23 protein-coding genes and 1 tRNA gene are annotated in these 24,602 nt (G+C 65.5%); 17 read left to right on the plus strand and 7 right to left on the minus strand.

What is annotated here, in order from left to right; all coding sequences use genetic code 11:
• Positions 1–35 precede the first annotated feature (35 nt).
• The 9 genes from L0D16_RS00520 to murJ all read left to right on the plus strand — a co-directional run bounded on the left by L0D16_RS00520 (position 36) and on the right by murJ (position 9,050).
• On the plus strand, positions 36–1,169 hold the full coding sequence (locus L0D16_RS00520; protein ID WP_243029389.1) for a hypothetical protein: 1,134 nt from the start codon (positions 36–38) through the stop codon (positions 1,167–1,169).
• Between the two features lie 4 nt (positions 1,170–1,173).
• Positions 1,174–1,770: a hypothetical protein gene (locus L0D16_RS00525; RefSeq protein ID WP_243029390.1), complete on the plus strand. Its 597-nt coding sequence runs from the start codon at positions 1,174–1,176 to the stop codon at positions 1,768–1,770.
• 7 nt (positions 1,771–1,777) lie between these two features.
• A complete protein-coding gene (hisD, locus tag L0D16_RS00530; protein ID WP_243029391.1) occupies positions 1,778–3,016 on the plus strand; it encodes a histidinol dehydrogenase in 1,239 nt (412 codons plus the stop codon).
• Complete coding sequence (locus L0D16_RS00535) at positions 3,013–3,810, plus strand: ABC transporter substrate-binding protein (protein ID WP_243029392.1); 798 nt, start codon at positions 3,013–3,015, stop codon at positions 3,808–3,810. The genes hisD and L0D16_RS00535 overlap by 4 nt, the downstream gene beginning before the upstream one ends.
• Before the next feature lie 35 nt (positions 3,811–3,845).
• The gene (locus L0D16_RS00540; RefSeq protein ID WP_243029393.1) at positions 3,846–5,141 is read left to right on the plus strand and encodes a S8 family peptidase; all 1,296 of its coding nucleotides are present in this window, start codon (positions 3,846–3,848) and stop codon (positions 5,139–5,141) included.
• A gap of 35 nt (positions 5,142–5,176) precedes the next feature.
• Positions 5,177–6,331 carry an LCP family protein gene (locus L0D16_RS00545; protein WP_243029394.1) on the plus strand — a complete coding sequence of 385 codons (1,155 nt, stop codon included), beginning with the start codon at positions 5,177–5,179 and terminating at the stop codon, positions 6,329–6,331.
• A gap of 14 nt (positions 6,332–6,345) precedes the next feature.
• Positions 6,346–6,433 (plus strand) — tRNA-Leu (locus tag L0D16_RS00550).
• Between the two features lie 42 nt (positions 6,434–6,475).
• Positions 6,476–7,573 (plus strand): PDDEXK family nuclease, encoded by a 1,098-nt coding sequence (locus L0D16_RS00555; RefSeq protein WP_243029395.1) that lies wholly within the window; start codon positions 6,476–6,478, stop codon positions 7,571–7,573.
• Complete coding sequence (gene murJ, locus L0D16_RS00560) at positions 7,563–9,050, plus strand: murein biosynthesis integral membrane protein MurJ (protein WP_243029396.1); 1,488 nt, start codon at positions 7,563–7,565, stop codon at positions 9,048–9,050. The genes L0D16_RS00555 and murJ overlap by 11 nt, the downstream gene beginning before the upstream one ends.
• On the opposite strand, the gene L0D16_RS00565 is transcribed toward murJ, so the two are convergent.
• From L0D16_RS00565 to L0D16_RS00595, 7 genes are all read right to left on the minus strand, one after another.
• Positions 9,001–11,364: a tetratricopeptide repeat protein gene (locus tag L0D16_RS00565; RefSeq protein ID WP_243029397.1), complete on the minus strand. Its 2,364-nt coding sequence runs from the start codon at positions 11,362–11,364 to the stop codon at positions 9,001–9,003. The two genes, murJ and L0D16_RS00565, sit on opposite strands and share 50 nt — an antisense overlap.
• A gap of 3 nt (positions 11,365–11,367) precedes the next feature.
• Positions 11,368–13,266, minus strand: coding sequence for an AMP-binding protein (locus L0D16_RS00570; protein WP_243029398.1), 1,899 nt, complete (start codon positions 13,264–13,266; stop codon positions 11,368–11,370).
• Complete coding sequence (locus tag L0D16_RS00575; RefSeq protein WP_243029399.1) at positions 13,267–14,097, minus strand: serine/threonine-protein kinase; 831 nt, start codon at positions 14,095–14,097, stop codon at positions 13,267–13,269.
• The gene (locus L0D16_RS00580) at positions 14,090–14,764 is read right to left on the minus strand and encodes a metal-dependent hydrolase (RefSeq protein WP_243029400.1); all 675 of its coding nucleotides are present in this window, start codon (positions 14,762–14,764) and stop codon (positions 14,090–14,092) included. The genes L0D16_RS00575 and L0D16_RS00580 overlap by 8 nt, the downstream gene beginning before the upstream one ends.
• Before the next feature lie 21 nt (positions 14,765–14,785).
• Positions 14,786–15,157, minus strand: a complete 372-nt coding sequence (locus tag L0D16_RS00585) for a DUF3809 family protein (protein WP_243029401.1) — start codon at positions 15,155–15,157, stop codon at positions 14,786–14,788.
• Positions 15,154–15,363: a DUF3248 domain-containing protein gene (locus L0D16_RS00590; RefSeq protein ID WP_015716772.1), complete on the minus strand. Its 210-nt coding sequence runs from the start codon at positions 15,361–15,363 to the stop codon at positions 15,154–15,156. The genes L0D16_RS00585 and L0D16_RS00590 overlap by 4 nt, the downstream gene beginning before the upstream one ends.
• A gap of 298 nt (positions 15,364–15,661) precedes the next feature.
• The gene (locus L0D16_RS00595; RefSeq protein WP_243029402.1) at positions 15,662–16,807 is read right to left on the minus strand and encodes a 23S rRNA (cytosine(1962)-C(5))-methyltransferase; all 1,146 of its coding nucleotides are present in this window, start codon (positions 16,805–16,807) and stop codon (positions 15,662–15,664) included.
• A 101-nt stretch (positions 16,808–16,908) separates the two neighbouring features.
• Between L0D16_RS00595 and L0D16_RS00600 the strand changes: the two genes are divergently transcribed.
• From L0D16_RS00600 to L0D16_RS00635, 8 genes are read left to right on the plus strand one after another with little or no spacing between them, the layout of a single operon-like run.
• On the plus strand, positions 16,909–17,223 hold the full coding sequence (locus L0D16_RS00600; RefSeq protein ID WP_243029403.1) for a V-type ATPase subunit subunit G family protein: 315 nt from the start codon (positions 16,909–16,911) through the stop codon (positions 17,221–17,223).
• Positions 17,220–19,178 carry a V-type ATP synthase subunit I gene (locus tag L0D16_RS00605; protein ID WP_243029404.1) on the plus strand — a complete coding sequence of 653 codons (1,959 nt, stop codon included), beginning with the start codon at positions 17,220–17,222 and terminating at the stop codon, positions 19,176–19,178. Before L0D16_RS00600 ends, L0D16_RS00605 begins: the two co-directional genes overlap by 4 nt.
• A 12-nt stretch (positions 19,179–19,190) precedes the next feature.
• Entirely contained in the window at positions 19,191–19,490 is a 300-nt protein-coding gene (locus L0D16_RS00610) for an ATP synthase subunit K (protein WP_038056386.1), read from the plus strand.
• Positions 19,491–19,545: 55 nt separating this feature from the next.
• Positions 19,546–20,112 carry a V-type ATP synthase subunit E gene (locus L0D16_RS00615; RefSeq protein ID WP_243029405.1) on the plus strand — a complete coding sequence of 189 codons (567 nt, stop codon included), beginning with the start codon at positions 19,546–19,548 and terminating at the stop codon, positions 20,110–20,112.
• A 3-nt stretch (positions 20,113–20,115) separates the two neighbouring features.
• Entirely contained in the window at positions 20,116–21,087 is a 972-nt protein-coding gene (locus L0D16_RS00620) for a V-type ATPase subunit (RefSeq protein WP_243029406.1), read from the plus strand.
• A gap of 2 nt (positions 21,088–21,089) precedes the next feature.
• Positions 21,090–21,404, plus strand: coding sequence for a V-type ATP synthase subunit F (gene atpF, locus L0D16_RS00625; protein ID WP_243029503.1), 315 nt, complete (start codon positions 21,090–21,092; stop codon positions 21,402–21,404).
• 12 nt (positions 21,405–21,416) lie between these two features.
• Positions 21,417–23,153: a V-type ATP synthase subunit A gene (locus tag L0D16_RS00630; protein ID WP_243029407.1), complete on the plus strand. Its 1,737-nt coding sequence runs from the start codon at positions 21,417–21,419 to the stop codon at positions 23,151–23,153.
• A gap of 11 nt (positions 23,154–23,164) precedes the next feature.
• Positions 23,165–24,601: a V-type ATP synthase subunit B gene (locus L0D16_RS00635; RefSeq protein WP_015716781.1), complete on the plus strand. Its 1,437-nt coding sequence runs from the start codon at positions 23,165–23,167 to the stop codon at positions 24,599–24,601.
• The last annotated feature ends 1 nt before the right edge of the window (position 24,602 follow it).

Below are 24,602 nucleotides of genomic sequence, written 5' to 3' on the forward strand. Positions count from 1 at the left end.
CCAGTTGGGGGGTTCAGGTGGCTATACTTGGGGGGATGGAGGTTTTGGGTAACTATTGGTTGCGGCGCATTCTTGCCCGTATTGCTTCCACCATTGCCTTTGAGGGTCAGGACACCCGCACCGGGATGCCGGTGATGGTGCTAAAGGGTGCCCAAGGGGTACCGGTGGCGGCGGAGGGGGTGCTTCCCCTTTTGGAAGAGACCCCGGAGGCCTGGGTACTGGAGTGGCCCATCGGGGCGGTGCCCTTGAGCCAGTACCTGGGGGTAGCGGACCTGGAGCGGCTGGAGCAGTGGCTGAGGGGGATGGCCCGGATCTTGGCGGCCTTAAAAGCCCAGGGGGTGTCCCATGCGCCCATCCCGGAACTCTGCCTGGTGAAGGGCAAGCGGGTGTGGCTGGCTGGGGTGGGGCTGAAGGAGCTTTCCGGAGAGCCGGAAAAGGCCCTGGTGGCCCTGGCCCGGGCCCTGGCTGGGGAGCGCTACCCCGAGTTTGGCCTTAAGGAGCTTTTGGAGGGGATAGAGGCCGGGAAGGAGCCTCTGGAGGTCCTTTTTTCTGAGGCCTCGCCCCAGGTTCCGGGTAGCCCAGGGCCGGGGGACACGGCGCAGGATGCCCGCCCCCTCGAGGAACCCTCGGCCAGGCCTGAGGAGGAACCCATCAGGCCTCCTTCTTCCGGGCGGAAGGTGCTGAGCGTGGATCCCGTGCCCGGGATGGCGGATGACCACGGGGTTTCCCCCAAGACCTCGGAGGCCTCGCTATCCGAGGGCATAACCCCAAGCCGCCCCCGGGTCGTCCGCATAGAGGAGCCTGAGGAGCCTTCCTTTGCCGTGGTGGAGCCGCCGCGCCCGAGAAGGCGCCCCCTGCTTTTGGGGCTTCTCGGTTTGCTGTTTCTTCTGGGCCTGGCCCTATTCTTCCTTCGTCCCCCTTCCTCTTCCCCGGGGGGCTACGTGATGGAGTTCCGCACCGATCCCCCTACGGAGCGGGCGGAGGTGTTCCTCCTCGAGGTGCCGGAGGGTTCCCGGATGGCTCCCGGCCAGCTCCTCCTCACCGCCCCGGGACGGGCGGAGTTTGACCAGAAGGGCGTGTACCGGTTGCGTATCCGGGTGGCGGGCCGCGATCCCGTGGACTACCTCTTGGAGGTGCCGGGGCCACCCCTGGTCATCAAGGTACGCTAAGGCCATGACCGAGCGCCCCGCCATCTACGTGTACCGGTACTTCTTCGCCGGGGAGGAGGCGGGGGAGGGCAGGCTGGAGGTGCGCCCTCTGGAAGGGGGCGTGAAGGCCACCCTCACCGCCGAGGTGAACCTGCCCTTGCCCAAGACCCGCCAGCGCTGGCAAACGGAAACCGATGCGGAAGGCTTTTCCCGGTACTTTGCCGAGCGGGTGGAAGGACGGGAGAGCCGGGTCTTCACCGTGGAGAGGTTGGAGGAGGACGGGGTGGTGTTGGTCAGCCAGGGCAAGGAGAGCCTGGCCTTCCCCTTTGTGGCCCCCTACCATGACCCCCTTTCCCTCCTCCTGGCCCTGCCCGGTTTGGCCCTAGAGCCCGGGGACGTGGCGCGGTTTCCCATGCCCGGGGGGAGGGTATATGTGGAAAGGCTTTCGGACCTCGAGGTGGAAGGACGCCGGCGCCGCCACTACCGCCTGCGCCCGGGCCTCACCCTGGTCCAGCTGGAGGAGGGGCTTCCCGTGAGGATAGCCCAGCAGGTGGGCGACCACGTGTTTGAGGGAGTCCTGGAGGGGGTGGAGGAGCCCAGAAGGCGCCGGCGCTGGGTATAGTGGAGGCATGATCTACCGCGCGGAGGAGGTTAAGGAGCGCTTTGCCCGCCGGGGCCTGGCCTTTGATCCCACGGTGGAGGAGATCGTGCGGGGCATCCTGGCCGCGGTGCGGGAGGAAGGGGATGCGGCCTTGGACCGCTTCAGCCTGGACCTGGACGGTCATCCGGTGGAGGAGATCCCCAAAAAGGCCTGGCGCCAGGCCTACGAGGACCTGGACGAGGAGCTCAGGGATGCCCTGGAAACCGCCAAGGAGCGTATAGAGGCCTTTTACCGGGAGGAGGCCCGGGGAGGCTTTTTAAAGGCGGATGGGAGCGGGGTGTTAGGCCAGCTGGTCCGGCCCCTGGCCCGGGTGGGGGTGTATGTCCCTGGGGGGAGTGCGCCCCTCCTTTCCAGCCTGCTCATGAGCGTGGTGCCGGCCAAGGTGGCCGGGGTGGAGGAGGTCATCGTGGCCAGTCCCCCTAGGGTTCACCCCGGTGTGCTGGCCGCGGCCTGGGTGGCGGGGGCCGACCGGCTTTTCGCCATGGGCGGGGCCCAGGCTGTGGGCGCTTTGGCCTACGGGACGGAGCGGGTGCCCCGGGTGGATAAGGTCGTGGGCCCGGGGAACGCCTACGTGGTGGCGGCTAAGCGGCAGGTCTATGGCACCGTGGGCATAGATGGCCTGGCGGGTCCCACGGAAACCCTCATCATCGCCGATGGTTCCGCCTCGCCCAGGCTTCTGGCCGCCGACCTTCTGGCCCAGGCGGAGCACGGCCCCGACTCCGAACCCTGGCTCCTCTCCCCGGACCGGGCCCTTTTGGAACGGGTGGAGGCGGAGCTTTTCCGGCAGGTTCAGGACCTCCCTCGGGCGGAGATCGCCAAAAAGGCCCTGGAGCGGGGGGGGCTGGTGCTCACCCAGGACCTCGAGGAGGCCTTCACCCTGGCCAACCTCTACGCTCCCGAGCACCTCTGCCTGGCCCTGGCCGACCCCTTGCCCTGGCTGGGGAAGGTGCAAAACGCCGGGGGTGTCTTCCTGGGGGAGGGTAGCCCCGAGGCCCTGGGGGACTATATCGCCGGGCCCAGCCACGTGATGCCCACCTCGGGCACCGCCCGTTTCCAAGGGGGCTTGGCGGTGCGGGACTTCTTGAAGGTGATCCCGGTGATGGGGCTTGCCGAGGGGGCGGTGAAGGAGCTCTCCGTCAAGGGGGCCCTTTTGGCCCGGGCCGAGGGCTTGGAGGCCCATGCCCGTTCCCTGGACCTTAGGAAATGAGGCTTTTTCACGAGCTTCTTGGCCCTTTAGAGCTGCCCGATCGCCTGGAACGCATCGTAAGCCTGGCCCCCAACGTGACCGATGCCCTCTTCGCCCTGGGGGTGGGGGAGCGGCTCGTGGGGCGAAGCGCCTTCTGCCACCGGCCAGCGGAGGTGCTTTCCCTGCCGGTCTTGGCCTCCTACACCAAAACCCGCACGGAGCTTCTCCGTAGCCTAAAGCCCGACCTGGTGCTCCTCTCCACCGGGGTGCAACGGGAGCAGGCCTTCAGGCTAAAGGAGGAGGGGTTTCCCGTCTACGCCCTGCCCTTGCCCTTGAGCCCCTACGGCATCCTGGAAAACCTCTCCACCTTGGGGCACCTTTTGGACCTGGAGGAAAGGGCTACCGCCCTGGCCCACGGGCTTGCCGAGCGCTATGGCCGCCTTAAGGGGCGGTTTGACCTCAGGGTTTACTTTGAGATGGACCTGGGCGGGCCCATCACCGTGGGCCGGGGGAGTTATATCGCCCAGGCCCTGTTGCACCTGGGGCTTAAGCCCATCTTCCTGGACGTGCCCCAGGCCTATTTCCCGCCGGACCTAAGGGAGGTGGAGCGCCGCAAGCCCGACCTTTTCCTCTACGAGCCCAAGCCCTGGGGCCGGAACCCCCAGGAAAAGGCCCGGGCACTGGCTGCGGAAAGGGGGTGGCACCTTCCCGTGGTGGCCACGGACGGGGACGAGCTGGCCCACTATGGACCCCTGTTCTTTGGTTTCTTGGAGAAGCTGGCGGAGCGGGTGGGGCAAACCTTAGGCGAAGGTTAAGAAGGGCCTGGTTTTTTCCGGGTAAAGTAGGGAGCATGAACCGGGCTTTCTTTTTTCCGCTACTTTTTGCCACGGCCCTACTCCTCACCGCCTGTCCCCAGACGCCAGCGCCTCCGGTGAACCCTAAGGAGTGCCCTGTAGGCCCTCTTGAGGTGCAAGCGGAGGAGCCCCTAAGGCTTCAGGGTTTGGGTCGTTTTGAGGGGGAGTATGTCCCAGGAGAACTATTGGTCTTGCCAAGAGCGGGGCTTAGCGTCCAGATGCTCAGGGACCAGGGGGTGGAGCCCCAGGATGCCTTGCCTTGGGGGCTTCTACGGGTAAAAGTGCCTCCTGGCCAGGAGAAAGCTCGGGCGGTGGCCCTCCTTCGGGCGGGAGCCCAGTATGTGCAACCGAACTTTGTCTATCATGCCTTGCGGGCGCCTAACGATCCTTTGTATCCGGTTTATCAGGAAGCCTACCTGAACGGTTTGGTGCACCTCGAGGCGGCCTGGAATCAGGGCACGGGCCGAGGTTGCCCACCCCTGATTGCGGTCTTGGACACAGGCATTTCCTCCCATGGGGATGTTCAGGCTAGCCTCTACCTTCCCCAAGGGGTGAAGCTAGACGTAGCCGATGATGACCCAGACCCCACGGACCGAACGGATAGGCGTGGGCATGGCCTCATGGTAGCCAGCGTCCTGGGTGCGGCTACCCATAACGGCAAAGGCATGGCTGGGGTTACGTGGGGCGGGTATCTGGTCCCCATAAAAGTATTCAAAGATGGGGTGGATACTGCCTCCACGGCAGACATTGCGAAAGGGGTAGACCTGGCCAGGAGGTGGGGGGCCAGGGTGATCAATCTATCCTTAGGTGCCAGGGGCGTTGTGGACCAAACCCTAGAAAACGCAATCGCCCAAGCGCGAGCCAGCGGGGCTGTGCTGGTGGCGGCCTCGGGGAACGATGGCGGCTCTGGGGTGCTTTTCCCAGGGAACTTACCCACGGTCATTGCCGTAGGAGCGGTGGATTCCAACAAAAATCGGGCCAGTTTTTCCACCTATGGTCCCGAGCTGGACCTGGTGGCCCCAGGAAAGGATGTACTGGTGGCCAATCTAGTTGGAGGTTATGACCTGGGTAGTGGAACCTCCTTGGCCAGCCCGGTGGTGGCTGGGGTGGTGGCCCTGTACATGAGCAAGTACGCCAGCGAACGCCGAGACTGGCCAACCCCGGACCAGGTCTACCAGTGCCTAACCGGGACCGCGGAGGACCTCGGAGCCCCGGGCCACGACGACCAATACGGCTTCGGCCTGGTGCGCGCCGACCGGGTCATGACCGACACCACCTACTGCTTCCCCTAATCCGCCTCACCTCCTAAGGCGTAAACTGGGCTTTTGTGCGGCGGTTTTTCCCCCTCTTCCTTGCCCTCCTTCTGGTGGGGCTAGGCCTTTGGGCCTATCCCCTTTTGGGTCCTTTGTTACGGCAGGGGGCCCTTCCGGCCCCGGAGGGGCTTAAGGCCCCCTTGACGGTGCTGGTCTATGGTTCTAGCCCAGAGTATGCGGGCTATCACAAACGGGCCCCCGAACGCTTCCGGGGCCTGGCGGACACCATCCTCCTGGTGCGCCTAGACCCTGCGGCCAAGCGGGTGGTGGTGCTTTCCATACCCCGGGATGTTTGGGTAAACCTTCCCGGCTACGGTTGGCACAAGGTGAATGCGGCCAGCCCCTTGGGGGGCCCACAGCTCATGAAGGAGGCGGTGGCCCGCATCACCGGGGTGCGACCGGACCGGTATGTGGTGGTGAGCACAGAGGCCTTGCGGCGCGGGGTGGATGCCCTAGGGGGGGTTAGGGTGTGCGTGGAAAAGCCCATGCGCTACCGGGATACCGCCGCCGGGCTAGAGATCAACCTGGAACCCGGCTGCCAGGTGCTGGACGGGGAGAAGGCGGAAGGGTACCTGCGCTTCCGTAAGGACGCCCTAGGGGACATCGGCCGCATCCAGCGCCAGCAGGCTTTCTTCCATGCCCTTAAGGAACAGGTGCTTTCCCCTTCCGGGCTTCTTCGCCTGCCTAGGGCGGTGGCGGCGGTGGAGCCCTACTTCCAAACCGACCTCACCCGTGAGGAAAGGGGGGCCATCTTGGGGTTCGCCCTGAAGGGGCCGGAACTGGTGAGCCTGCTTCTTCCCGGGGGCTTTGGCGGGGGGGGCTGGACGGTGGACCGCCAGGCCTTGGATACCCTTCTCGCCGTGTATTTCGCCGGGGAAGGGTTGGCGCAGGCCGCGGAAGTCTCCGGGAAGTTGGTGGCCTTGGTTTACGGCCCAGGCCAGGAGGCCTTGGCGGAAAGGGCCAGGGAAAGGCTCCGTGCCCTGGGCCTTCGGGTCATCCTGCACCCTGTGGACCTGAAGCCCGGGCGCACCGAGGTGCTGGAAAACGGCCCTGGGGTCTTGGCCAGGAGCCTAGGGGAGGCGCTGGGGGTCCCGTACCGCATCTCGGGGGAGGCGGTCTTGGGGGCGGACCTCACCTTGCGCCTTGGCGAGGAGGCGCCCTTTTTGTAGGATAAAAGGCGTCTGCCGGGGTGGCGGAACGGTAGACGCTGCGGACTTAAAATCCGCTGGGGGGTTACCCCCGTACGGGTTCGAGTCCCGTCCCCGGCACCAGGAAGCCCCGGATTTTCCGGGGCCTGGTTTTTTCCCCTTGTTATGCTAAGTCCCGTGGGGATTCTTACCCGCTACTTGGAAAAGGCCATGGCCCAGGCCCGCTATGATCTCGTGGGCCCGGGAAGGTTTGTGGCGGAGTTGCCCGAGCTTGGGCTAAAGGTGGAGGCGGAGCATCTGGAAGCGGCCCGTAAGGGGCTTCAGGAGGCCTTGGAGGCTTGGCTTTTGGATGCCTTGCGGGCCGGTATTACTCCCCCGGGCCTCGAGGGGGAGGACCCTCTGCGGGCCCGCTTCTTCTCCTTGGCCGGGGAGATGTGGCGCCTTGTGCAGGAGGGTTCTCAGGCGGCAGACGCTGGGGGAAGGGCCTCGGGGCGCATGGCGGAGGGGCAAAAGGCCAAGGAGCCCCCAAGGCCAGCCCCGGCCAAGGCCTCCTTGGAGGATTGGCTTAAGGGCCTGGGCATCCAGGTGGTGAAAAAACCCCAGGAGGACGAGGAGAAGGAGAAGGTCCTGACCCGCCTGGCCCTTTTCTTGGGGGACCGGTACGCCAGTTTGGATAAGCTGTACGAGCGCCTAAAACAGAGCCTTTCCACGAAGCGCCAGTTTGAGCTCTCCCTCTCCGAGGCCACCCAGGAGGAGATTGCCAACTCCACCCAGTTCTGCACCATGCTCAAGCAGTATGCCCTTCTCACCTCCTACCACTACAAAAGCGAGGACCGCCGCATCCGGGCCAAGGCCAGCACGGAGGGCTGGGTGCAAAACTTTCTCACCGGGGGCTGGTTGGAACGGTATGTGGCGGAAAAACTGCGCAAGTTTTTGCGCTCCAAAAACCTTCCCCATGAGGTGGCCATGGGCTACCAGGTGGTCCTGCCCAATGGGGAGGCCATGGAGCTGGACGTGTTGCTAAGGGTAGGGGAGCGGGTGTACTGGTTTGAGGCCAAGACCGGGGACTTCCAAGCCCATATCGCCAAGTATGGGGGCCTGAAAAAGGTCCTGGGGCTTTCGGCCAAGGAGAGCTTCCTGGTGCTCTTGGGTATGGATAAGGCCCGGGCCAAGGAGCTTTCCGCCCTCCACGGGCTTACGGTGGTCAACCAGGCGAACTTCCTAGATATTTTCCAGGAGGTTTTGGAGAGCAATGCTGCGTAAGGTCCTCCTGGTCATGGGGGGTACCCTGGCCTCGAGGGTCCTGGGCCTGGTGCGCCAGGCGGTGTTCAACGCCCTTTACCCCGATGCCCTTAAGGACGCCTTCAACGTGGCCTACCGGGTGCCCAACCTCCTGCGGGAACTTTTGGCGGAAGGGGCGGTGCAGAACGCCCTCATCCCCCTCCTGAAGGGCTTGCCCCCGGAGGAGGCCAAGGCCTTTGCCCGTCGCTTTGGGGCGTTCCTTTTGGGGGTAAACCTCCTGGTCTTGGGCCTTGGGTACCTGGTGGCTCCCTGGGTGGTGGAGCTTTTGGTGGCCGGGGAGAGCCATCTGCGGGAGGACCAGGGCCTGGCGCAGGTGGTCTACCTCACCCGGCTCCTTTTGCCCTTTCTCCTGGGCATCTCCATGGCGGCCCTCTTCTCCGCCCTCCTCCAGGCGGAGGAGCGCTTTCTGCCCTACGCCTTAGGTCCCGTGGCCTTCAACCTGGTGGCCATCGGCCTGATGGCCCTTTTCCCGGGAGACCCCACCTTCTTAGGGCTTTCCGTGGCCCTGGGGGGTCTGGTCCAGGCCTTGGTGCAGCTTCCCTTTCTTAGGGGCTATGCGCTGGAGTGGCGCTGGCATAAGGCCTTTGCTCCCGCGCTTATGCGCATGGGCCCCTTTGCCTTTACCACCTCCTTGCGCCAGTTTTTAAACCTGGTCCTGACCCATATCCTCACCCGCTACCCCCCGGCCGCGGTCACGGGCTTTTACAATGCCGAGGTGGTGTTCCAGATGGTGCTGGGGCTTTTCGCCACCTCGCCGGCCATCGCCCTTTTTCCCCGGATGAGCGCCCTAAAAGGGGAGGCCCTGGCCCGGTTTCTCCTGGGTCCTTTGCGGAGGTTAACCCTCCTCCTGGCCCTCCTTGGGGGGTTCCTGAGCGGCCAGGCGCTTTTTGTGGTGGTCTTCCTTTTCGGGCTCTTCGGCCCCCTTACCCCGGAAAACCGCGCCTATAGCGCCTCGGTCCTGGCCGCCTTGGGGTTTGCGGTTCTCCCGTGGGGGGTGAACACCCTTCTCCTGAGGGGCCTTTACGCCCTGGGGCGGGTCAGGGAAGCGGTTTTTGCCAGCGCCCTGGTTTTCTTGGCCAATACCTTGGGGTACTGGCTCCTTAAGGATGCGGGCCTCTTCGCCCTCAACCTGGCCACGGCCCTGGCGGGGTATCTAGGGCTCTTCCTCTACCTCCGCCTTTTGCAACGGGAAGGGGTGGGGTTGGAGGCCTTCCCTCCCTTCCTCTATAAGGCCCTGCTGGCGGGAAGCGTGGCCGCCTTGCCAGGGGTGGTGCTGGCTAAGATGCTTCCCGTGCAGAGGGCCATGGAGGCCTTACTCCCCCTTATCCTGGGCGGAGGGCTGGGCCTGGCGCTTTTCCTCTTGGCGGCCTGGGCCCTGCGCCTGCCCCTTAGGGAGCTCCTCGCCAGACTTCCCGCAAGCGGAAATAGAGGGGTTTGAGCCTCAGGGCGAAAGCGGGCTCCTCCCAGGTGGGCCATGTGAAGGTGAGGGGTGGGGCCCCGGGAAGGAGGAAGCGAAGGCCCTCTATGGGGATGGGTTCGGGGGCGTACCAGGCCAGGCGCCTGCTGGGGTCGGCAATGAGGAGCAGGCCCCAGGGGATGCGGATTTCCAAAAGGCCCCCCTCCCCCAGGGCGTAGTCCGCCGTGGGGTCCCGGGCCCCTTCCGGGTCTTGGCCGGGCTTCAGGCTGCCCAGCTCGTAAAGGATACGGGGGTAGTCGGTGCCGTCCCGGCCGGTGCGGCGGCGGTTGGGCTCGAGGATAAAGGGCACAAAAGGTCCGTTCCCCGGCCGCGTGGTGCCCCGGAAGTGGAGGTATTCCGTCCCCGGTAGGCCGCGGTCCAGCTCCTGAAAGGGATAGTAGCCCTGTTCCACAAGGAGCCTTCCCCCTTGGGCGCTGACCTCCAGAAGGAACTCCGCCCCAAACCCCTCCGCCCTTGGGACCCCGCCGGGCACGGTGTCCAGGTAGAGCCTCAGGGGCCAAGGCCCCCGGTAGAGGAGCCAGAGATACTCGGGATCAGCATAGGCTTTGAGAAACCGCCCCTCTTCCCTAAGGAGGAAGGGCACGCCCTCCCATTCCTCCGCCTTGCCGTCCAACCGGAAGGCCCCTTTGGCGGTGGCCGCCAGGAGGCCATAGTTTTCCTCGGGGTCCAGGATGTTGTGCCAGAAGGGGTTGCGGCTAGGGGTTTCCCACTCCATGAAGAGCCAGTTTCGCTTAAACCACTCGTCCATGAGGGCGAAGACCATCCCCCCAGCCAGGTCCAGGGCAGCGATCTCCTGCCAGAGGCCCGCCACCTTTTCCCCTTGGCCTTCTTCGGAAAACCCTCCGTGGTGGAGGCCCTCGGGGTGGAAGTGGGCGATGCCCCGGCTGCTGGGCAGGCCGAACTCGGCGATGAGGAGGGGCATTTCCCCGTGGTGGGCTTTCAGGCGGGCCAGGTAGTTGCGGTAGCGGTTGGGGGCCAGGTCCCGTTCGTTCACCAGGAAATCGGGGTAGTAGGGGTAGACGTGGTAGGCGGCAAAAAGGCTTACGGGGCTACCGGGGGTGGGCCTTAGGTGGGTGGGGTCCAGGGTGACGGTATCCTCCTCATGGAGGAAGCCCGGTTTGGGAGGCTCCACCTTCTCGCCCCGGGCGCGCCGGATGGCGTATTCCTCCTGGTGGCTGGCCTCGCTTTCCCAGCGCAGGGGGTCCAGGGTGGGCCAGTTGACGAAGCCCAGGGGCCTCAGGGTGCCGTAGGCCTCCCACTCGTAGGTGGCCAGGCGGTCCAGCACCTCGGCCAAGTAGGCCTCAAAGGGGCTGGCGTTTGCCGCGGCCTCCAGGAACCTTCCCCGGTACGTGCGCCCGGGATGGCGTCCGTGGTAGGCCTCCACGGAGTAGGGCTCAAACTCCCGCCCCACCAGGAGCCCCAGCACCCAAGGGGAGACGTCGGCGGTGTACTCCCCGTGGGCGTGGCCCGGGCGAGGTGGGCGGCTTAGGTTACCGTGGAGGGCATCCAGGACCTCCCGCCCCTCCAGGAGAAACTTTTCCAGGAAAGGCCCCTCCCAGTCCCCGTATCCTTCTTCCTCGGGAAGCTCCGTCCATACTCCCTGGAACAGGTACAGGGGCCGTTCCGGGTGGAGCCGGTTGTGGTGGTGAAAGGCCCGGTAGAAGCTGGGGGGGAGAAGGGTGTAGGTGCGCACGGCGTTGGCCCCCATGGCGGAAAGGAGCTCCAGCCAGGCTCGGTAAAGGGCCTCCTCCTCCGGGAACTCGGCGGGAAAGCGGCCGGGAAGGGCCGCCCCTAGGTTGACCCCCCGCACCTGGAGGGGTTTATCCCCAACCCAGAACCGCCCCTTTTCTGCCCGGAAGGGGGGCGGGGTCTTGCGGGCCTTGGGGGCCGGGGGCGGGGATGGGGGAAGGCTTGTGAGAATACCCTCTGCTTCCCGGTAGCCTTGCCGCAGGGCCCAGTCCAGGGCGGCCCTGGCCCCTTCCGGATCCCCCAGGGCCCTGAGGGTGAGGCCAAGGCCGTAAAGGGCTTCCCCGCCTCCCTTTAAGGTACCCACCAGACGGCTGAAGGTGAAAAGGGCCTCCTCCAGCCTCCCCAGGCGGTACTGGGCAAAGCCGGCAAGGATCAGGGCTTCCTCTGGGGGGTCATAGCCCTTTAGGAGGGGGTCCAGCCGGGCCAGCACCCCGGCCATCTCCCCCTTGCGGTAAAGGGTACGGGCCTCCTCCAGGGGCGAGGCCCAGGCCAGGCCCAGGGCGATAAGAAGGCCCCAGAGGCGCACGGTCTATTCCCTTTGGGCTGCTTGGCGGATGGCCTCCACCGCCTCGGGGTTTTCCAAGGCGGAAAGGTCCCCGGGGTCTTGGCCCAGGTAGGCGGCCCGCACCACCCGGCGCATCACCTTGGCGTTGCGGGTCTTGGGCAGGTCGGGCACGAAGAGGACCTTCTCCGGCCTCAAGGGTTTGCCCAGGGCCTGGGCCACCCGGTCGGCTACCCCTTGGGCCAGCTCTGGGTCTGGGGTGTAGCCGGGCTTCAGCACCGCGAAGAGCACGATGGCCTCTCCCTTCACCGGGTGGGGCACCCCGATGGCGGCGCACTCCTTGAGGGCGGGGTGGGCGATGGCGGCGGTTTCCACCTCGGCGGGGCCCACCCGCTTCCCCGCCACCTTCAAGGTGTCGTCGCTCCGGCCCAGGATGAAGAAGTGGCCTTCCTCGTCCAGAAGGGCCAGGTCCCCGTGGACCCAGACCCCGGGGATGCGGGCGAAGTAGGTGTCCAGGTAGCGGGCCTCGTCCTGCCAGAAGCCCTTGGTCATGCCGGGCCAGGGCTTGAGCACGGCCAGTTCCCCCACCTTGCCCACGGCGGGCTTTCCTTCCTCGTCCAGCACCGCTGCGGCCATCCCCGGCACCGGGGTGTTGAAGCCCATGGGCTTGATGGGCTTGAGGAGGACGTTTCCCAGGATGCCCCCGGAAACCTCGGTTCCCCCCGAGTAGTTCACGATAGGCCTCCTTTCCTCCCCCACCACCCGGAAGAACCAAAGGTAGGGCTCGAGGTTCCAGGGTTCCCCCGTGGAGCCTAGGACCCGCAAGGACGAAAGGTCATGGGCCCTTATGGGTTCCTCCCCTAGGGGAATCAGGGCCCGCACCAGGGTAGGGGAGAGGCCCAGGTGGGTGAGGCGGAAGTCCTCCACCATCCGCCAAAGGCGCTCGGGACCCGGATAGTCGGGGGCCCCGTCATAGAGGAACACGCTGGCCCCCAGGATAAGGCCCCCCAGGATGGCCCAGGGGCCCATCATCCAGCCCAGGTCGGTGAACCAGAAAAGCCGGTCCCCCTCCCTAAGGTCAAAGAGAAGGGCCAGGTCCAAAGCCGCCTTGAGGGGAAAGCCCGCATGGTAGTGCACGGTGCCCTTGGGGCGGCCGGTGGTGCCCGAGGTGTAGATGAGCATGAAGGGGTCCATGCTCTCCATCTCCTCCGGGGGGAAGGGCTCCCCTTGCAGGGTGGCGTAGTCCACCTCCCCGGCTTCCAGGGGGAGGCCCAGCCTTCGCACCACCAGAAGGTGAGGGGTTTCCGCCAGGCCCTGGGCCCTGCGGGCCTCCGGAAGGAGGTCTACCCTTCTTCCCCGCCTAAAGAAGGCGTCCTGCACCGCTAGAAGCTTGGCCTTGGCGTCTTTAAGCCGCACCGCCGCCGCCTCGGCGGCGTAGCCGGAGAAGATGGGGATGGCGATGGCGCCAAGCCAGCTTACGGCCAGGAGGAGGATGGCCGCCTCGAGGCCCATGGGGAACCAAAGGCCCACCCGGTCGCCCCGCTCCACGCCCAGGGCTCGCAGCCCTGCCGCCACCCTTTCCACCTCCGGCAAAAGCTCCCCATAGGTGAGGGTGCGCACCCCCCCTTCCTCGGTTTCGTGGATGAGGGCTAAGGCGGTGGGCTCATGGCGGAGGGCGGCCTCCACCAGGTTGAGCCGGCCCCCCGGGAAGAAGTGGGGGAGGGGGAAGCCGCCGGAGATCGCCCGCTCATAGGGTTTGCGCCAAGGTATGCCGAGGTGGGTGAAAAACTGCCGGTAGAAGTCCTCGAGCTCCTCCACGCTGTAGCGGTAAAAGGCCTCGTAGTCTTCAAAACCCAGGGCCTCCATGAACTGAAAAAGCCTCGTGGCCCGGGTTTCCTCGGGCTTGGGGTACCAGACCGGTTCCATCTACTTCCTCCAGAAGAAGGGAAACCGCTTGCGCTTGGGCGGGGTTTCCTCGGTCTTGGGGCCCTCCGGGTTTTTCAGGACCTCCAGGAAGGCCTTGAGCTCCAGCCGTTCCTCGGGGTTCTTGGCCAGAAGGCGCCTTAAGGCCTTATCCACCCGGGAAGGCAAGGAGGTGGGAGGGGGAGGGAGAAGGAGGTGGGCGTTCCTAAGCTCCTCCAGGGTCTCCCCGCGAAACGGGCGCTTCCCCACAAGGAGCTCGTAGGCCATCACCCCGAAGCTATAGGCGTCGCTCTTGGGGCTGGGCTTGGCCCCCAGGAAAAGCTCGGGGGCCAGGTAATGGGGGCTTCCCGCATATTCCAGACTGGCCTCCTCCTGGGGGCGCACGGTGCCCAGGTCCCCAAGCTTGTACACCCCGTGGCCCACGAACACGTTGGAGGGCTTCACGTCCTGATGGACCAGGCCTTTTTGGTGCAGGAAGAGAAGGGCCTCCCCCACCTGGAGGAGGGCCTTGGTGGCCTCTTCCCGGGGAAGGGGCTGTTGCAGGAGGAGGTCCTCGAGGGTCCCCTTCTCCAGGTACTCCAGGGCCAAAAAGGCCTCCTCGCCGAAGGGTACCCCGTAAAGTCCCTGGACCAGGTGGGGGTGCTTCAGGGAGAGGCTAAGGGAAACCTCCCGGGCGAAGCGTTCCGCCAGCTTGGGGTCCTGGCGCACCTCCTTGCGGGGAAGCTTCAGGGCCACCTTCTGCCCGTCGGGAGCCTCCGCCAGGTAGACCTGGGCGGTCTGGCCCAGGCCCAAAAGCATCCTTAGGCGGAAATCCTTGCGCTTCAGGCTAGTCAAGGACCAACACCCCTCCCGGCTTCAAGGCGTGGCCTTCCACGCCCTTCTCCTTAGCCCGGGCCGCAAAGGCCTCCCCGTCCTGTTTGATGGGGGGGAAGGTGTTGTAGTGGATGGGCACCACCCGCTTGGGTTTGAGAAGCTCCAGGGCCTTCAGGGCGTCTTCCGGCCCCATGGTGAAGTGATCCCCGATGGGCAGGAGGGCCAGATCCAAGCCCAGCTCTCCGATGAGGCGCATGTCGGAGAAGAGGGCGGTGTCCCCGGCGTGGTAGATGCGCTTGCCGGCAAGTTCGACCACCACCCCCATGGGCATCCCCCCGTAGGTGCCGTCGGGGAAGCTGCTGGAGTGCCAGGCGGGGAACCATTTCAGCCACCCTCCGGGGAAATGGTAGGTGCCCCCGATGTTCATGGGCAGGCTCTTGGCCCCGTGCTTCTCCGCATAGGTGGCGATCTCAAAGGTGGAAACCACCGTACCCCCTTTCTTAGAGAGGGCCACGGCGTCGCCAAAATGGTCCCCGTGGGCGTGGGTGACCAGGATCAGGTCCGCCTGGACCTCCCCCACCCCCACCGGGGCCAGGGGGTTCCCGGTGAGGAAGGGATCGATGACCATCTTGGTCTTGCCATCGGAAAGCCACACTGCCGAGTGGCCCAGATACCGGATCTCCAGCATAGGCACCTCCTTTATAGGGCACTATACCGGAGAAAGGGCCGCCTGGGGAAGAGAGCGCTCCAGGCCTTTGAAGAAGAGGAGTTCCAGGATCCTGGCAAATGCCCGTTCGCCCCAGCTGTGGCCCTCAGGTAGGATAAGTTCCAGCTCAAGCTCCAGCTCCACCGCGGGCCCCTGGGGGCGCATCCGCCCCTCGATCCTCAGGGAGGGCGGAGGGAGGGGAAGGGCCTTTAGGTACTCCCCCTCGAGCCTCGAGGCGAAGGGCAGGACCACCTCCCCCAAAACGGGGTTTTCCTGCCGCAAGACCCCCCGTAGCTCCTCCCCTTCAAGGCGGAGCTCCAGGGGCAGGCCCTCGGGAAGGTGGCCGTTCAGGGCAAACCGGAGCCTGGCCTTCATCCTTCCACCCACTCCACCCGTACCCGGCCCTCCTTGGCCAGGCGGGCCACCTCGGCGTCCGGGATGTTCAAGAGCCTGGGCAGTTCGCGAAAGCGGGGCGTGGCCGAGGCTAGGCCCACCCGCACCACCAGGACCTCCTCTTCCTCCGCCCGGCCGATGCGCCAGACCAGGTGCTGGCCCAGGGCTTCCAACAGGTCCTTCTCCACCCTTTCAGTCTATCCCGGGGTGGCCTTGGGGGATAATGGAGGGGGATGCTCCACGAGGTGGGCTTTGCTGGCCTCTCCCCCTGGGTCTTCTGGGCGGGGGTGGCGGTTACGGCTTTTTCCCGACCACCTCAGCCTCCATCCTCCCTTGGGGCCTGGGCGCCGGATTCCCTGGGAGGAGGTGCGGGAGGTGGGGGTGGGAGGCCCCTCGCCCGGGGAAGGCGGGCCCTGGTCCTCCGCCTGGAGGACGGGGAGGGGCTATCCCTTCCCGTGCCCGATCCTGAGGGCCTGGCGGCCCGGATCAAAGAACTTCTAGGAGGGCGAACTTCAGGTAGTGGGTTTCGGGATGGTTGAGGAGGATGGGATGGTCCCACCCCTGCCCGCGTTTCTCTACGACCCTTAGGCTGCGGTGGGCGTCTTGGGCCGCCTCGGTGAGCATTTGGTAGAAGAGGGGCTCGGTGAGGTGGTGGCTGCAGCTGCTGGTGGCCAGGAGGCCCCCTTCCTTAAGGAGCTTGATGGCCCGGAGGTTCACCTCCTTGTAAGCCCGGTAGGCCCTTTCCCGATCCTTTTTCCCCTTGGCGAAGGCGGGTGGATCCAGCACGATTAGGTCAAACCGTTCCCCCGCCTTTTCCAAAGCCCTTAGGTAGTCAAAGGCGTTGGCCTCCACCGTCTTGAGGGAGAGCTCATTCAGCCTGACGTTCTCCTCCGCTTGCCTTAGGGCCTCGCGGGAACTGTCCACGCTGATCACCTCCTGGAAGCCCAGGGCCAGGTGCAGGCCAAAGCCTCCCGCATAGCTGAACACGTCCAAGGCCCTTTCCCCACGGAACCTTTCCATTAGAATCCGGTTGTCCCGTTGGTCCAGGTAGGCCCCCGTCTTCTGGCCCCCGGTGAGGTCCACCCGGTAGCGGATCTGGCCTTCCTTCACCGTGGCCGCCGGAGGCACCTGGCCAAAAAGGGGCCGCACGTAGAGGGGTAGGCCCTCCAGCTCCCGGGCCTTGGCGTCGTTTTTGGCCAGGAGGCTTTGGCCTAAGGGTTTAAGGCCTTCTGCCACCTGGGGCAGGAGGCCCTCCCAGGCGTGGGCCGTGGCCTGGAGGACCAGGTGGCCGGCGTAGTAGTCCACCACCAAACCCGGAAGAAAATCCCCCTCGGCATGGGCTAGGCGGAACCCGCCCTCGGGTTCCCTCTCCAGGGCGGGAAGCCGGCGGGCTAAGGCCCGGTTAAGGTTCTCCAGGAGGGCTTCCTCGAGGTCTTTGGCCGGCCGGAAGCGGTAGGCCCGGACGCTGAGGTCGCTTTCGGGATGGAATAGGGCCAGGGCGAGGAACCTTTTGCCCCAGTAAACGGGGTAAAGCCCCGGCTCTTCCGGGCCCGAGAGCACGTCCCTGCGAAAAACCCATAGGTGCCGGGATAAGAGGCGCTGGGCCCCCCTTTCGTTGACGAGAATCCGCACCGCTTAAGTATACTTAAGCGGGGTTGGTTGACGTAGGCCCCAAAGGCCGGTATCATACCCGGCAGGCGCAGTTTGCGCATCTTTTCACGAAGGGAGGGGCGATGGGAGGCCTGGGACTTATCAAGAGCCTGGCGGAAAAGGAAAGGGAGCTACTGGCCCGCCTCGAGGCTGCGAAGAAGGAGGCTGAGGCCCTGGTGCAGCAGGCTGAGGCGGAGGCCAGGGCCCTTTTGCAGAAGGCGGAGGCCGAGGCCAAAGCCCTGGAGGCCGAATACCGGGAACGGGAGGCCAAGGAAACCGAGGCCATTCTGGCCCGCTACCGGGCCCAGGCGGAGGCTGAGGCCAAGGCGGTCAAGGAAAAGGCAGAGGGCCGGTTGGAGGAGGCTGTGGCCCTGGTCCTGAAGGAGGTTTTGCCGTGATCGCCCCCATGGAGAAGCTGGTCCTGGCCGGTCCCAAGGCCAAGGCCCAGGAGCTTCTCCAAAGCCTGCAGCAGGCGGGGGTGGTCCACCTGGAAACCCTCCGGGTGGAGGAGCTTGCCGAGTACAAGCTTTCCCCGGAGGAGCGGGAGGAGCTGAGGCGCTGGGAAGGGGTGGCGGCGGGGGCCGAACACACCCTGGCCCTTCTGGGCCGGGAGGTGGAGGCCTCTAGGCCATTCCCCGATGGCCTGGAGGCGGCCGAAAAGGCCCTGGCTCCCATCCAGGCCCATGCCGAGGGCCTGGCCCGGCAGAGGCAGGAGCTGGAGGAGGAGCTTTCCCTGGCCCAGGCCTACCTGGAGCCCTTGGAGAAGCTGGCCGCCATGGCCCAGGGCTTGGACCGAAGCCCCTTCTTCCGGGTGGTGCCCTTTTTGGTTACGGAGAAGGAGCTTCCCCTGGTGGAGGAGGCCCTGAAGAAGGCCCTGGAGGACCAGTTTATCCTGGCCAGCGAGCCCTATTCCAAAGGGGTGGCTGGGCTTTTGGTGGTGCACCGGAAGGACCTCGAGGCGGCCAAGGCGGCCCTTTCCCGGGCGGGGGTGGCGGAGCTGCGCCTTCCTGGTGCTTACGGCGACCTTTCCCTAAGCGAGGCCACCCGCCGGTTGAAGGAGCGGGCCGAGGCGGCCCCCAAGGAGCTTTCCGAGGTGCGGCAGGCCCTTTACAAGCTGGCCCAGGAGGCTAGTTCCACCCTGCAAAGCCTCTGGACGCGGGCCAAGGACGAGGCGGCTCGGTTGAAAGCCTTAGAGGAGCTAGCCTCCGGCTGGTTTGGCTTCGCCCTTTTGGGCTACGTTCCGGTGAAGGCCAAGGTCCGGGTGGAGGAGGCCTTGGCCCGGCACAAGGACCAGGTGATCTACGCCTTTGAGCCGGTGGACGAGCACCACGAGGCCGATAGGGTACCCGTGGCCCTGGACAACCCCCCTTGGGTCAAGCCCTTTGAGCTTTTGGTGAGCTTCCTCAACACCCCCAAGTACGGCTCCTTGGACCCTACCCCGGTGGTGCCCATCTTCTTCCCCTTCTGGTTTGGCATGATCGTGGGGGACATAGGGTATGCCCTTCTTTTCCTGCTCCTCGGGCGCTGGCTTTCCGGGTTCGTGAAGCGGAACGAGCCTTTGGTCATCCATCTTTTCGCCCTCAGGCTCAAACCTGCGGTCATCGGGAAGCTGGTCTATATCCTTAACTGGATGGTTTTCTGGACGGTGGTTTGGGGCTTCATCTACGGGGAGTTCTTCGGCACCTTTTTGGAGCACCTGGGGGTGTTTGGTACCCCCGAGCATCCTGGCCTCATCCCCATCCTCATCCCCCGCATAGACACCGCCAAGACCGCCAACCTCCTCATCCTGCTTTCCGTGGCCTTCGGGGTGGTCATGGTCTTCTGGGGCCTGGCCCTACGGGCTTACCTGGGCTTGAAGCACCGCCATATGGCCCACTTCTGGGAGGGCGTGGGCTACCTGGGGGGCTTGGTGGGCATCCTGGCCCTGGCGGCGGGGTACCTGGGGAACCTGCAGGCGGGGTGGCTCTCCTGGCTGATGTACCTGGGTTTTGGCGTCTTCCTGCTTTCGGTTATCGCGAGCCGGATGTGGCTCATGGTTCCGGAGATCTTCACCCAGGCCGGGCACATCCTCTCCCACATCCGTATCTATGCGGTGGGGGCTGCCGGGGGCATTCTGGCGGGCCTTCTTACGGATGTGGGCTTCGCCCTGGCGGAGCGGATAGGGCTTCTGGGGGTGCTTTTGGGGATCCTGGTGGCGGCGGTGTTGCACCTTCTTATCCTTCTTCTCACCACCTTAGGCCACATGCTCCAGCCCATCCGTCTTATCTGGGTGGAGTTCTTCACCAAGTTCGGTTTCTATGAGGAGAACGGCAGGCCTTACCGGCCGTTCAAGAGCGTCCGCGAGACGCTTTAGGGAGGGAAAGAGATGAAGAAGCTTCTGGTTACGGTTCTGGTAGCGGTTTTCGGTGCTTTGGCTTTGGCGGCGGAGGAGGCGGCGGCTTCCGGCGGTTTGGACCGAGGCCTTATCGCCGTGGGCATGGGCCTGGCGGTGGGCTTGGCGGCTTTGGGCACCGGCGTGGCCCAGGCCCGCATCGGTGCCGCGGGCGTGGGGGCCATCGCCGAGGACCGGAGCAACTTCGGTACCGCCCTGATCTTCCTCCTTCTGCCGGAAACCTTGGTGATCTTCGGCCTTCTCATCGCCTTTATCCTTAACGGCAAGCTGTAAGGGGTTTTGGGGCCCTGCCCCTTGTGGGGTGGGGCCTTTTTTCCAAGGAGGGCAGATGTCCAAACTGGAAGCCATATTGAGCCAGGAGGTGGAGGCGGAGATCCAGGCCGTGCTGGCGGAGGCCAGGGCCAAGGCGGAGAGCCTGGTCTCCGAGGCCAGGGCCAAGGCCGAAGGCTTGCTTTCCACCAAGAAGCGGGCCCTCGAGGCCAGCCTGCAAGCCGCCCTTCGCCGGGCCGAAAGCGCCGGGGAGCTCCTCCTGGCCACAGCCCGTACCGAGGCCAAGGGGGAGGTACTGGCCCGGGTGAGGGAAAAGGCGCAGGAGGCCCTCATGGCCCTACCGGGTAGCCCCGATTGGCCAGGGGTTTTGCGGAAACTGGCGGAGGAGGCCCTTGCGGCCTTGGGCGAGCCCGAGGCCTTGGCTTCCCATCCCGAAAACCTTCCCCACCTCGAGGATCTGGCGCGGGAGCGGGGCCTGGAACTCCGGGAGGATCCCGCCTTGCGCCTTGGGGTAAGGGCCATCGGCCAGGGGGGCAGGACCCAGGTGGAAAACGCCCTGCTAAGCCGTTTGCAACGGGCCTGGGATGCCCTTTCCTCCAAGGTGGCCCAGATGGTGTGGGGCTAGAACATGGCGGACGACTTCGGCTACCTAAACGCCCGGGTGCGGGCCAGGAGGAGTACCCTTCTCAAGGAGAGCTTTTTCCAGGAGGCCCTGGACCTTTCCTACCCGGATTTCCTGCGCCTTCTTTCCGAGAGCGTCTACGGCCAGGACCTGGCCGGCCAGGGCCTCCCGGATGTGGACCGGGCGGTAGCCCTTACCCAGGCCCGGTTGGTGGGGGATCTGGCGGGCTTGGTCACGGGGGAGGCCCGGGAGGCGGTCCGGCTTCTCCTCCTAAGGAATGACCTTACCAACCTGCAGGCCCTCCTCCGGGCCAAGGCCACGGGCAAGCCCTTTGAGGAGATAGCCCTCTTGCCCGGCACCCTCAAGGAAACCCTCTGGCGGCAGGCTTACGAGGCCCAGGATGCGGCGGGGATGGCCCAGGTTTTGTCGGTACCGGGCCATCCCTTGGCCCGGGCCCTGAGGGCGGTTTTGCGGGAAACCCAGGACCTTTCCCGGGTGGAGGCCCTTTTGGCCAAGCGCTTCTTTGAGGATGTGGCCAAGGCCTCCAAGGCCCTGGAGGAGCCGGCCTTGCGGGACCACCTGGCCCTCGAGGTGGACGCGGAGAACCTGCGCACCGCCTTTAAGCTCCAGGGGCAGGACGTGCCGGTGGAAAGCGTCTTTATCCGGGGTGGGCGCTTCGTGGACCGGGTGCGCTTCACCCGGCTCCTGGAGGGGGATTACGCCGTCTTGGACGAGCTGGCGGGCACGCCCTTTGCTCCTTTGTCCGGCGTGCGGGACCTAAAGGAGCTGGAAAGGCGGCTAAGGTGCGTCCTCCTTAAGGAGGCCAGGAAGGGGGCTTCGGATCCCCTAGGGGTGGGCCTGGTCCTGGCCTACGTGAGGGAAAGGGAGTGGGAGGCCATGCGGCTTAGGCTGCTGGCTCGGCGGGCCTACTTCGGGCTTCCCCGGGCCCAGGTGGAGGAGGAGGTGGTCTGCGAATGAAGGTGGCGGTGATCGCCGATCCCGAATCGGCCCAGGGCTTCCGCCTGGCGGGCCTCGAGGCGTATCCCGCCTCCAGCGCCGAGGAGGCCCGGGCCCGGTTGGAGGAACTGGTCCAGGCCGGGGGGTATGCCCTGGTGGCCGTGGACAGCGGGCTTCTTCCCGAGCCGGAAAAGGCGGTGGAGAGGCTCATGCGGGGCAAGGACCTCCCCGTGCTCCTTCCCTTTGCGGGCTTGAGGGATGCCTTCCAAAACCCCGATGTGGAGGGGTACATGCGGGAGTTGGTGCGAAGGACCATAGGCTTTGACATCAAGCTGTAGAATGGAGGGAAGATGATCCAGGGCGTGATCCAGAAGATTGCGGGCCCGGCGGTGATTGCCAAGGGCATGACCGGGGCTCGCATGTACGACATTTGCAAGGTGGGCCAAGAGGGCCTGGTGGGGGAGATCATCCGCCTGGATGGGGACACCGCCTTCGTCCAGGTCTATGAGGACACCTCGGGGCTTAAGGTGGGGGAGCCGGTGGTCTCCACGGGGCTTCCCCTGGCGGTGGAGCTGGGCCCAGGGATGCTGAACGGGATCTACGACGGCATCCAGCGTCCCCTGGAGCGCATCCAGGAGAGAACCGGGATCTACATCACCCGGGGGGTGGTGGTCCACCCCCTGGACCGGGAGAAGAAGTGGGCCTGGACCCCCAGGGTCAAGCCCGGGGACGAGGTCAGAGGGGGGATGGTCCTGGGCACGGTGCCGGAGTTCAACTTCACCCACAAGATCCTGGTGCCCCCGGATGTGAAGGGCCGGGTGAAGGAGGTGAAGCCCGCTGGGGAGTACACGGTGGAGGAGCCGGTGGTGGTCCTGGAGGACGGCACCCAGCTCAAGCTCTACCACACCTGGCCCGTGCGCCGGGCCCGCCCCGTGCAGCGCAAGCTGGACCCCAACACCCCCTTCCTCACGGGGATGCGCATCCTGGACGTGCTCTTCCCCGTGGCCATGGGGGGCACGGCGGCCATCCCCGGGCCCTTTGGCAGCGGTAAGACCGTGACCCAGCAGGCCCTGGCCAAGTGGTCCAACGCGGACGTGGTGGTCTACGTGGGCTGTGGGGAGCGGGGCAACGAGATGACCGACGTCTTGGTGGAGTTCCCCGAGCTCACCGACCCCAAGACGGGTGGGCCCCTCATGCACCGCACGGTGCTCATCGCCAACACCTCCAACATGCCCGTGGCCGCCCGGGAGGCCAGCATCTACGTGGGGGTGACCATCGCCGAGTACTTCCGCGACCAGGGGTTCGCCGTGGCCCTCATGGCCGACTCCACCAGCCGCTGGGCCGAGGCCTTGCGGGAGATCTCCAGCCGCTTGGAGGAGATGCCCGCGGAAGAGGGTTACCCCCCTTACCTGGCCGCCCGTCTGGCCGCCTTCTACGAGCGCTCCGGTAAGGTGATCACCCTGGCGGGGGAGGAGGGGGCCATCACCATCGTGGGGGCGGTTTCCCCACCGGGCGGCGACATGTCCGAGCCCGTGACCCAGTCCACCCTGCGCATCGTGGGGGCCTTCTGGCGGCTGGATGCCTCCTTAGCCTTCCGGCGCCACTTCCCAGCGATTAACTGGAACGGTTCCTACTCCCTTTTCACCCCGGCCCTGGACCCCTGGTACCGCGAGAACGTGGCCCCCGACTACCCCGAGCTTCGCGACGCCATCTCCGAGCTTCTCCAGCGGGAGGCTGGCCTGCAGGAGATCGTGCAGCTGGTGGGTCCCGATGCCCTCCAGGATGCCGAGCGCCTGGTCATTGAGGTGGGGCGGATCATCCGCGAGGACTTCCTGCAACAAAACGCCTTCCACGAGATCGACGCCTACTGCTCCATGCCCAAGGCCTACGGCATCATGAAGATGATCCTCAGCTTCTACAAGGAGGCGGAGGCGGCCATCCGGCGGGGGGTGAGCATCGACGAGATCCTGGGGCTTCCCGTCATTGAGCGTATCGGTCGGGCCCGCTACCAAAGCGAGGAGGACTTCCCCCGCTACTTTGAGGAGGCCATGAAGGAGATCGAGGGGGCCTTCAAGGCCCTGGCCTAGAGGAGGGATGGATGGATCTTCTTAAGAAGGAATACACGGGCATCACCTATATCTCGGGGCCGCTCCTCTTCGTGGAAAACGCCAAGGACCTGGCCTATGGCGCCATCGTGGACATCAAGGACGGCACGGGCCGGGTGCGCGGCGGCCAGGTGATCGAGGTTTCCGAGGAGTATGCGGTCATCCAGGTGTTTGAGGAGACCACGGGCCTGGACCTGGCCACCACCAGCGTGAGCCTGGTGGAGGACGTGGCCCGGCTTGGGGTTTCCAAGGAGATGCTGGGCCGGCGCTTCAACGGGATCGGCAAGCCCATTGACGGCCTGCCCCCCATTACCCCGGAGAAGCGGCTGCCCATCGTGGGCCTGCCTCTGAACCCCGTGGCCCGCAGGAAGCCCGAGGAGTTCATCCAGACGGGTATTTCCACCATTGACGTGATGAACACCCTGGTTAGGGGGCAGAAGCTGCCCATCTTCTCGGGCTCGGGTCTTCCCGCCAACGAGATCGCCGCCCAGATCGCCCGCCAGGCCACGGTGCGCCCGGACCTCTCGGGGGAGGGGGAGAAGGAGGAGCCCTTCGCCGTGGTCTTCGCCGCCATGGGCATCACCCAGCGGGAGCTTTCCTACTTCATCCAGGAGTTTGAGCGCACCGGGGCCTTAAGCCGTTCCGTGCTCTTCCTCAACAAGGCGGACGACCCCACCATTGAGCGCATCCTCACCCCCCGCATGGCCCTCACCGTGGCCGAGTACCTGGCCTTTGAGCACGACTACCACGTGCTGGTCATCCTCACCGACATGACCAACTACTGCGAGGCCCTGCGGGAGATTGGGGCCAGCCGCGAGGAGATCCCAGGGCGGCGGGGCTACCCCGGCTACATGTACACCGACCTGGCCACCATCTACGAGCGGGCCGGGGTGGTGGTGGGGAAGAAGGGGTCCGTGACCCAGATCCCCATCCTCTCCATGCCCGACGACGACCGCACCCACCCCATCCCCGACCTCACCGGCTACATCACCGAGGGTCAGATCCAGCTTTCCCGGGAGCTCCACCGCAAGGGTATCTACCCGCCCATTGACCCCTTGCCCTCCCTTTCCCGGCTCATGAACAACGGCGTGGGCAAGGGCAAGACCCGGGAGGACCACAAGCAGGTTTCCGACCAGCTGTACTCCGCCTACGCCAACGGGGTGGACATCCGTAAGCTGGTGGCCATCATCGGCGAGGATGCCCTCACGGAGAACGACCGGCGCTACCTGCAGTTCGCCGACGCCTTTGAGAAGCACTTCATCAACCAGGGGCAGCAGAACCGCTCCATTGAGGAGAGCCTGCAGATCGCCTGGGCCCTGCTTTCCATGCTGCCCCAGGGCGAGCTTAAGCGGATTTCCCGCGACCACATCGGCAAGTACTACGGGCAGAAGCTGGAGGAGATCTGGGGCGCTCCCCAGGCCCTGGACTAAG

The sequence above is a fragment of the Thermus altitudinis genome (assembly GCF_022760835.1).
In the GTDB taxonomy this organism is placed as follows: Bacteria; Deinococcota; Deinococci; order Deinococcales; family Thermaceae; genus Thermus; species Thermus altitudinis.

What these genes read in the sequence shown, in the direction of transcription:
- L0D16_RS00570 (WP_243029398.1), bottom strand. Translation starts at nt 13,266, where the DNA reads ATGGAACCGGTCTGGTACCCCAAGCCCGAGGAAACCCGGGCCACGAGG.
- L0D16_RS00555 (WP_243029395.1), top strand. Translation starts at nt 6,476, where the DNA reads ATGCTAAGTCCCGTGGGGATTCTTACCCGCTACTTGGAAAAGGCCATG.
- L0D16_RS00525 (WP_243029390.1), top strand. Translation starts at nt 1,174, where the DNA reads ATGACCGAGCGCCCCGCCATCTACGTGTACCGGTACTTCTTCGCCGGG.
- L0D16_RS00600 (WP_243029403.1), top strand. Translation starts at nt 16,909, where the DNA reads ATGGGAGGCCTGGGACTTATCAAGAGCCTGGCGGAAAAGGAAAGGGAG.
- L0D16_RS00610 (WP_038056386.1), top strand. Translation starts at nt 19,191, where the DNA reads ATGAAGAAGCTTCTGGTTACGGTTCTGGTAGCGGTTTTCGGTGCTTTG.
- hisD (WP_243029391.1), top strand. Translation starts at nt 1,778, where the DNA reads ATGATCTACCGCGCGGAGGAGGTTAAGGAGCGCTTTGCCCGCCGGGGC.
- L0D16_RS00630 (WP_243029407.1), top strand. Translation starts at nt 21,417, where the DNA reads ATGATCCAGGGCGTGATCCAGAAGATTGCGGGCCCGGCGGTGATTGCC.
- L0D16_RS00540 (WP_243029393.1), top strand. Translation starts at nt 3,846, where the DNA reads ATGAACCGGGCTTTCTTTTTTCCGCTACTTTTTGCCACGGCCCTACTC.
- L0D16_RS00520 (WP_243029389.1), top strand. Translation starts at nt 36, where the DNA reads ATGGAGGTTTTGGGTAACTATTGGTTGCGGCGCATTCTTGCCCGTATT.
- L0D16_RS00580 (WP_243029400.1), bottom strand. Translation starts at nt 14,764, where the DNA reads ATGCTGGAGATCCGGTATCTGGGCCACTCGGCAGTGTGGCTTTCCGAT.
- L0D16_RS00620 (WP_243029406.1), top strand. Translation starts at nt 20,116, where the DNA reads ATGGCGGACGACTTCGGCTACCTAAACGCCCGGGTGCGGGCCAGGAGG.
- murJ (WP_243029396.1), top strand. Translation starts at nt 7,563, where the DNA reads ATGCTGCGTAAGGTCCTCCTGGTCATGGGGGGTACCCTGGCCTCGAGG.
- L0D16_RS00535 (WP_243029392.1), top strand. Translation starts at nt 3,013, where the DNA reads ATGAGGCTTTTTCACGAGCTTCTTGGCCCTTTAGAGCTGCCCGATCGC.
- L0D16_RS00635 (WP_015716781.1), top strand. Translation starts at nt 23,165, where the DNA reads ATGGATCTTCTTAAGAAGGAATACACGGGCATCACCTATATCTCGGGG.
- L0D16_RS00585 (WP_243029401.1), bottom strand. Translation starts at nt 15,157, where the DNA reads ATGAAGGCCAGGCTCCGGTTTGCCCTGAACGGCCACCTTCCCGAGGGC.
- L0D16_RS00615 (WP_243029405.1), top strand. Translation starts at nt 19,546, where the DNA reads ATGTCCAAACTGGAAGCCATATTGAGCCAGGAGGTGGAGGCGGAGATC.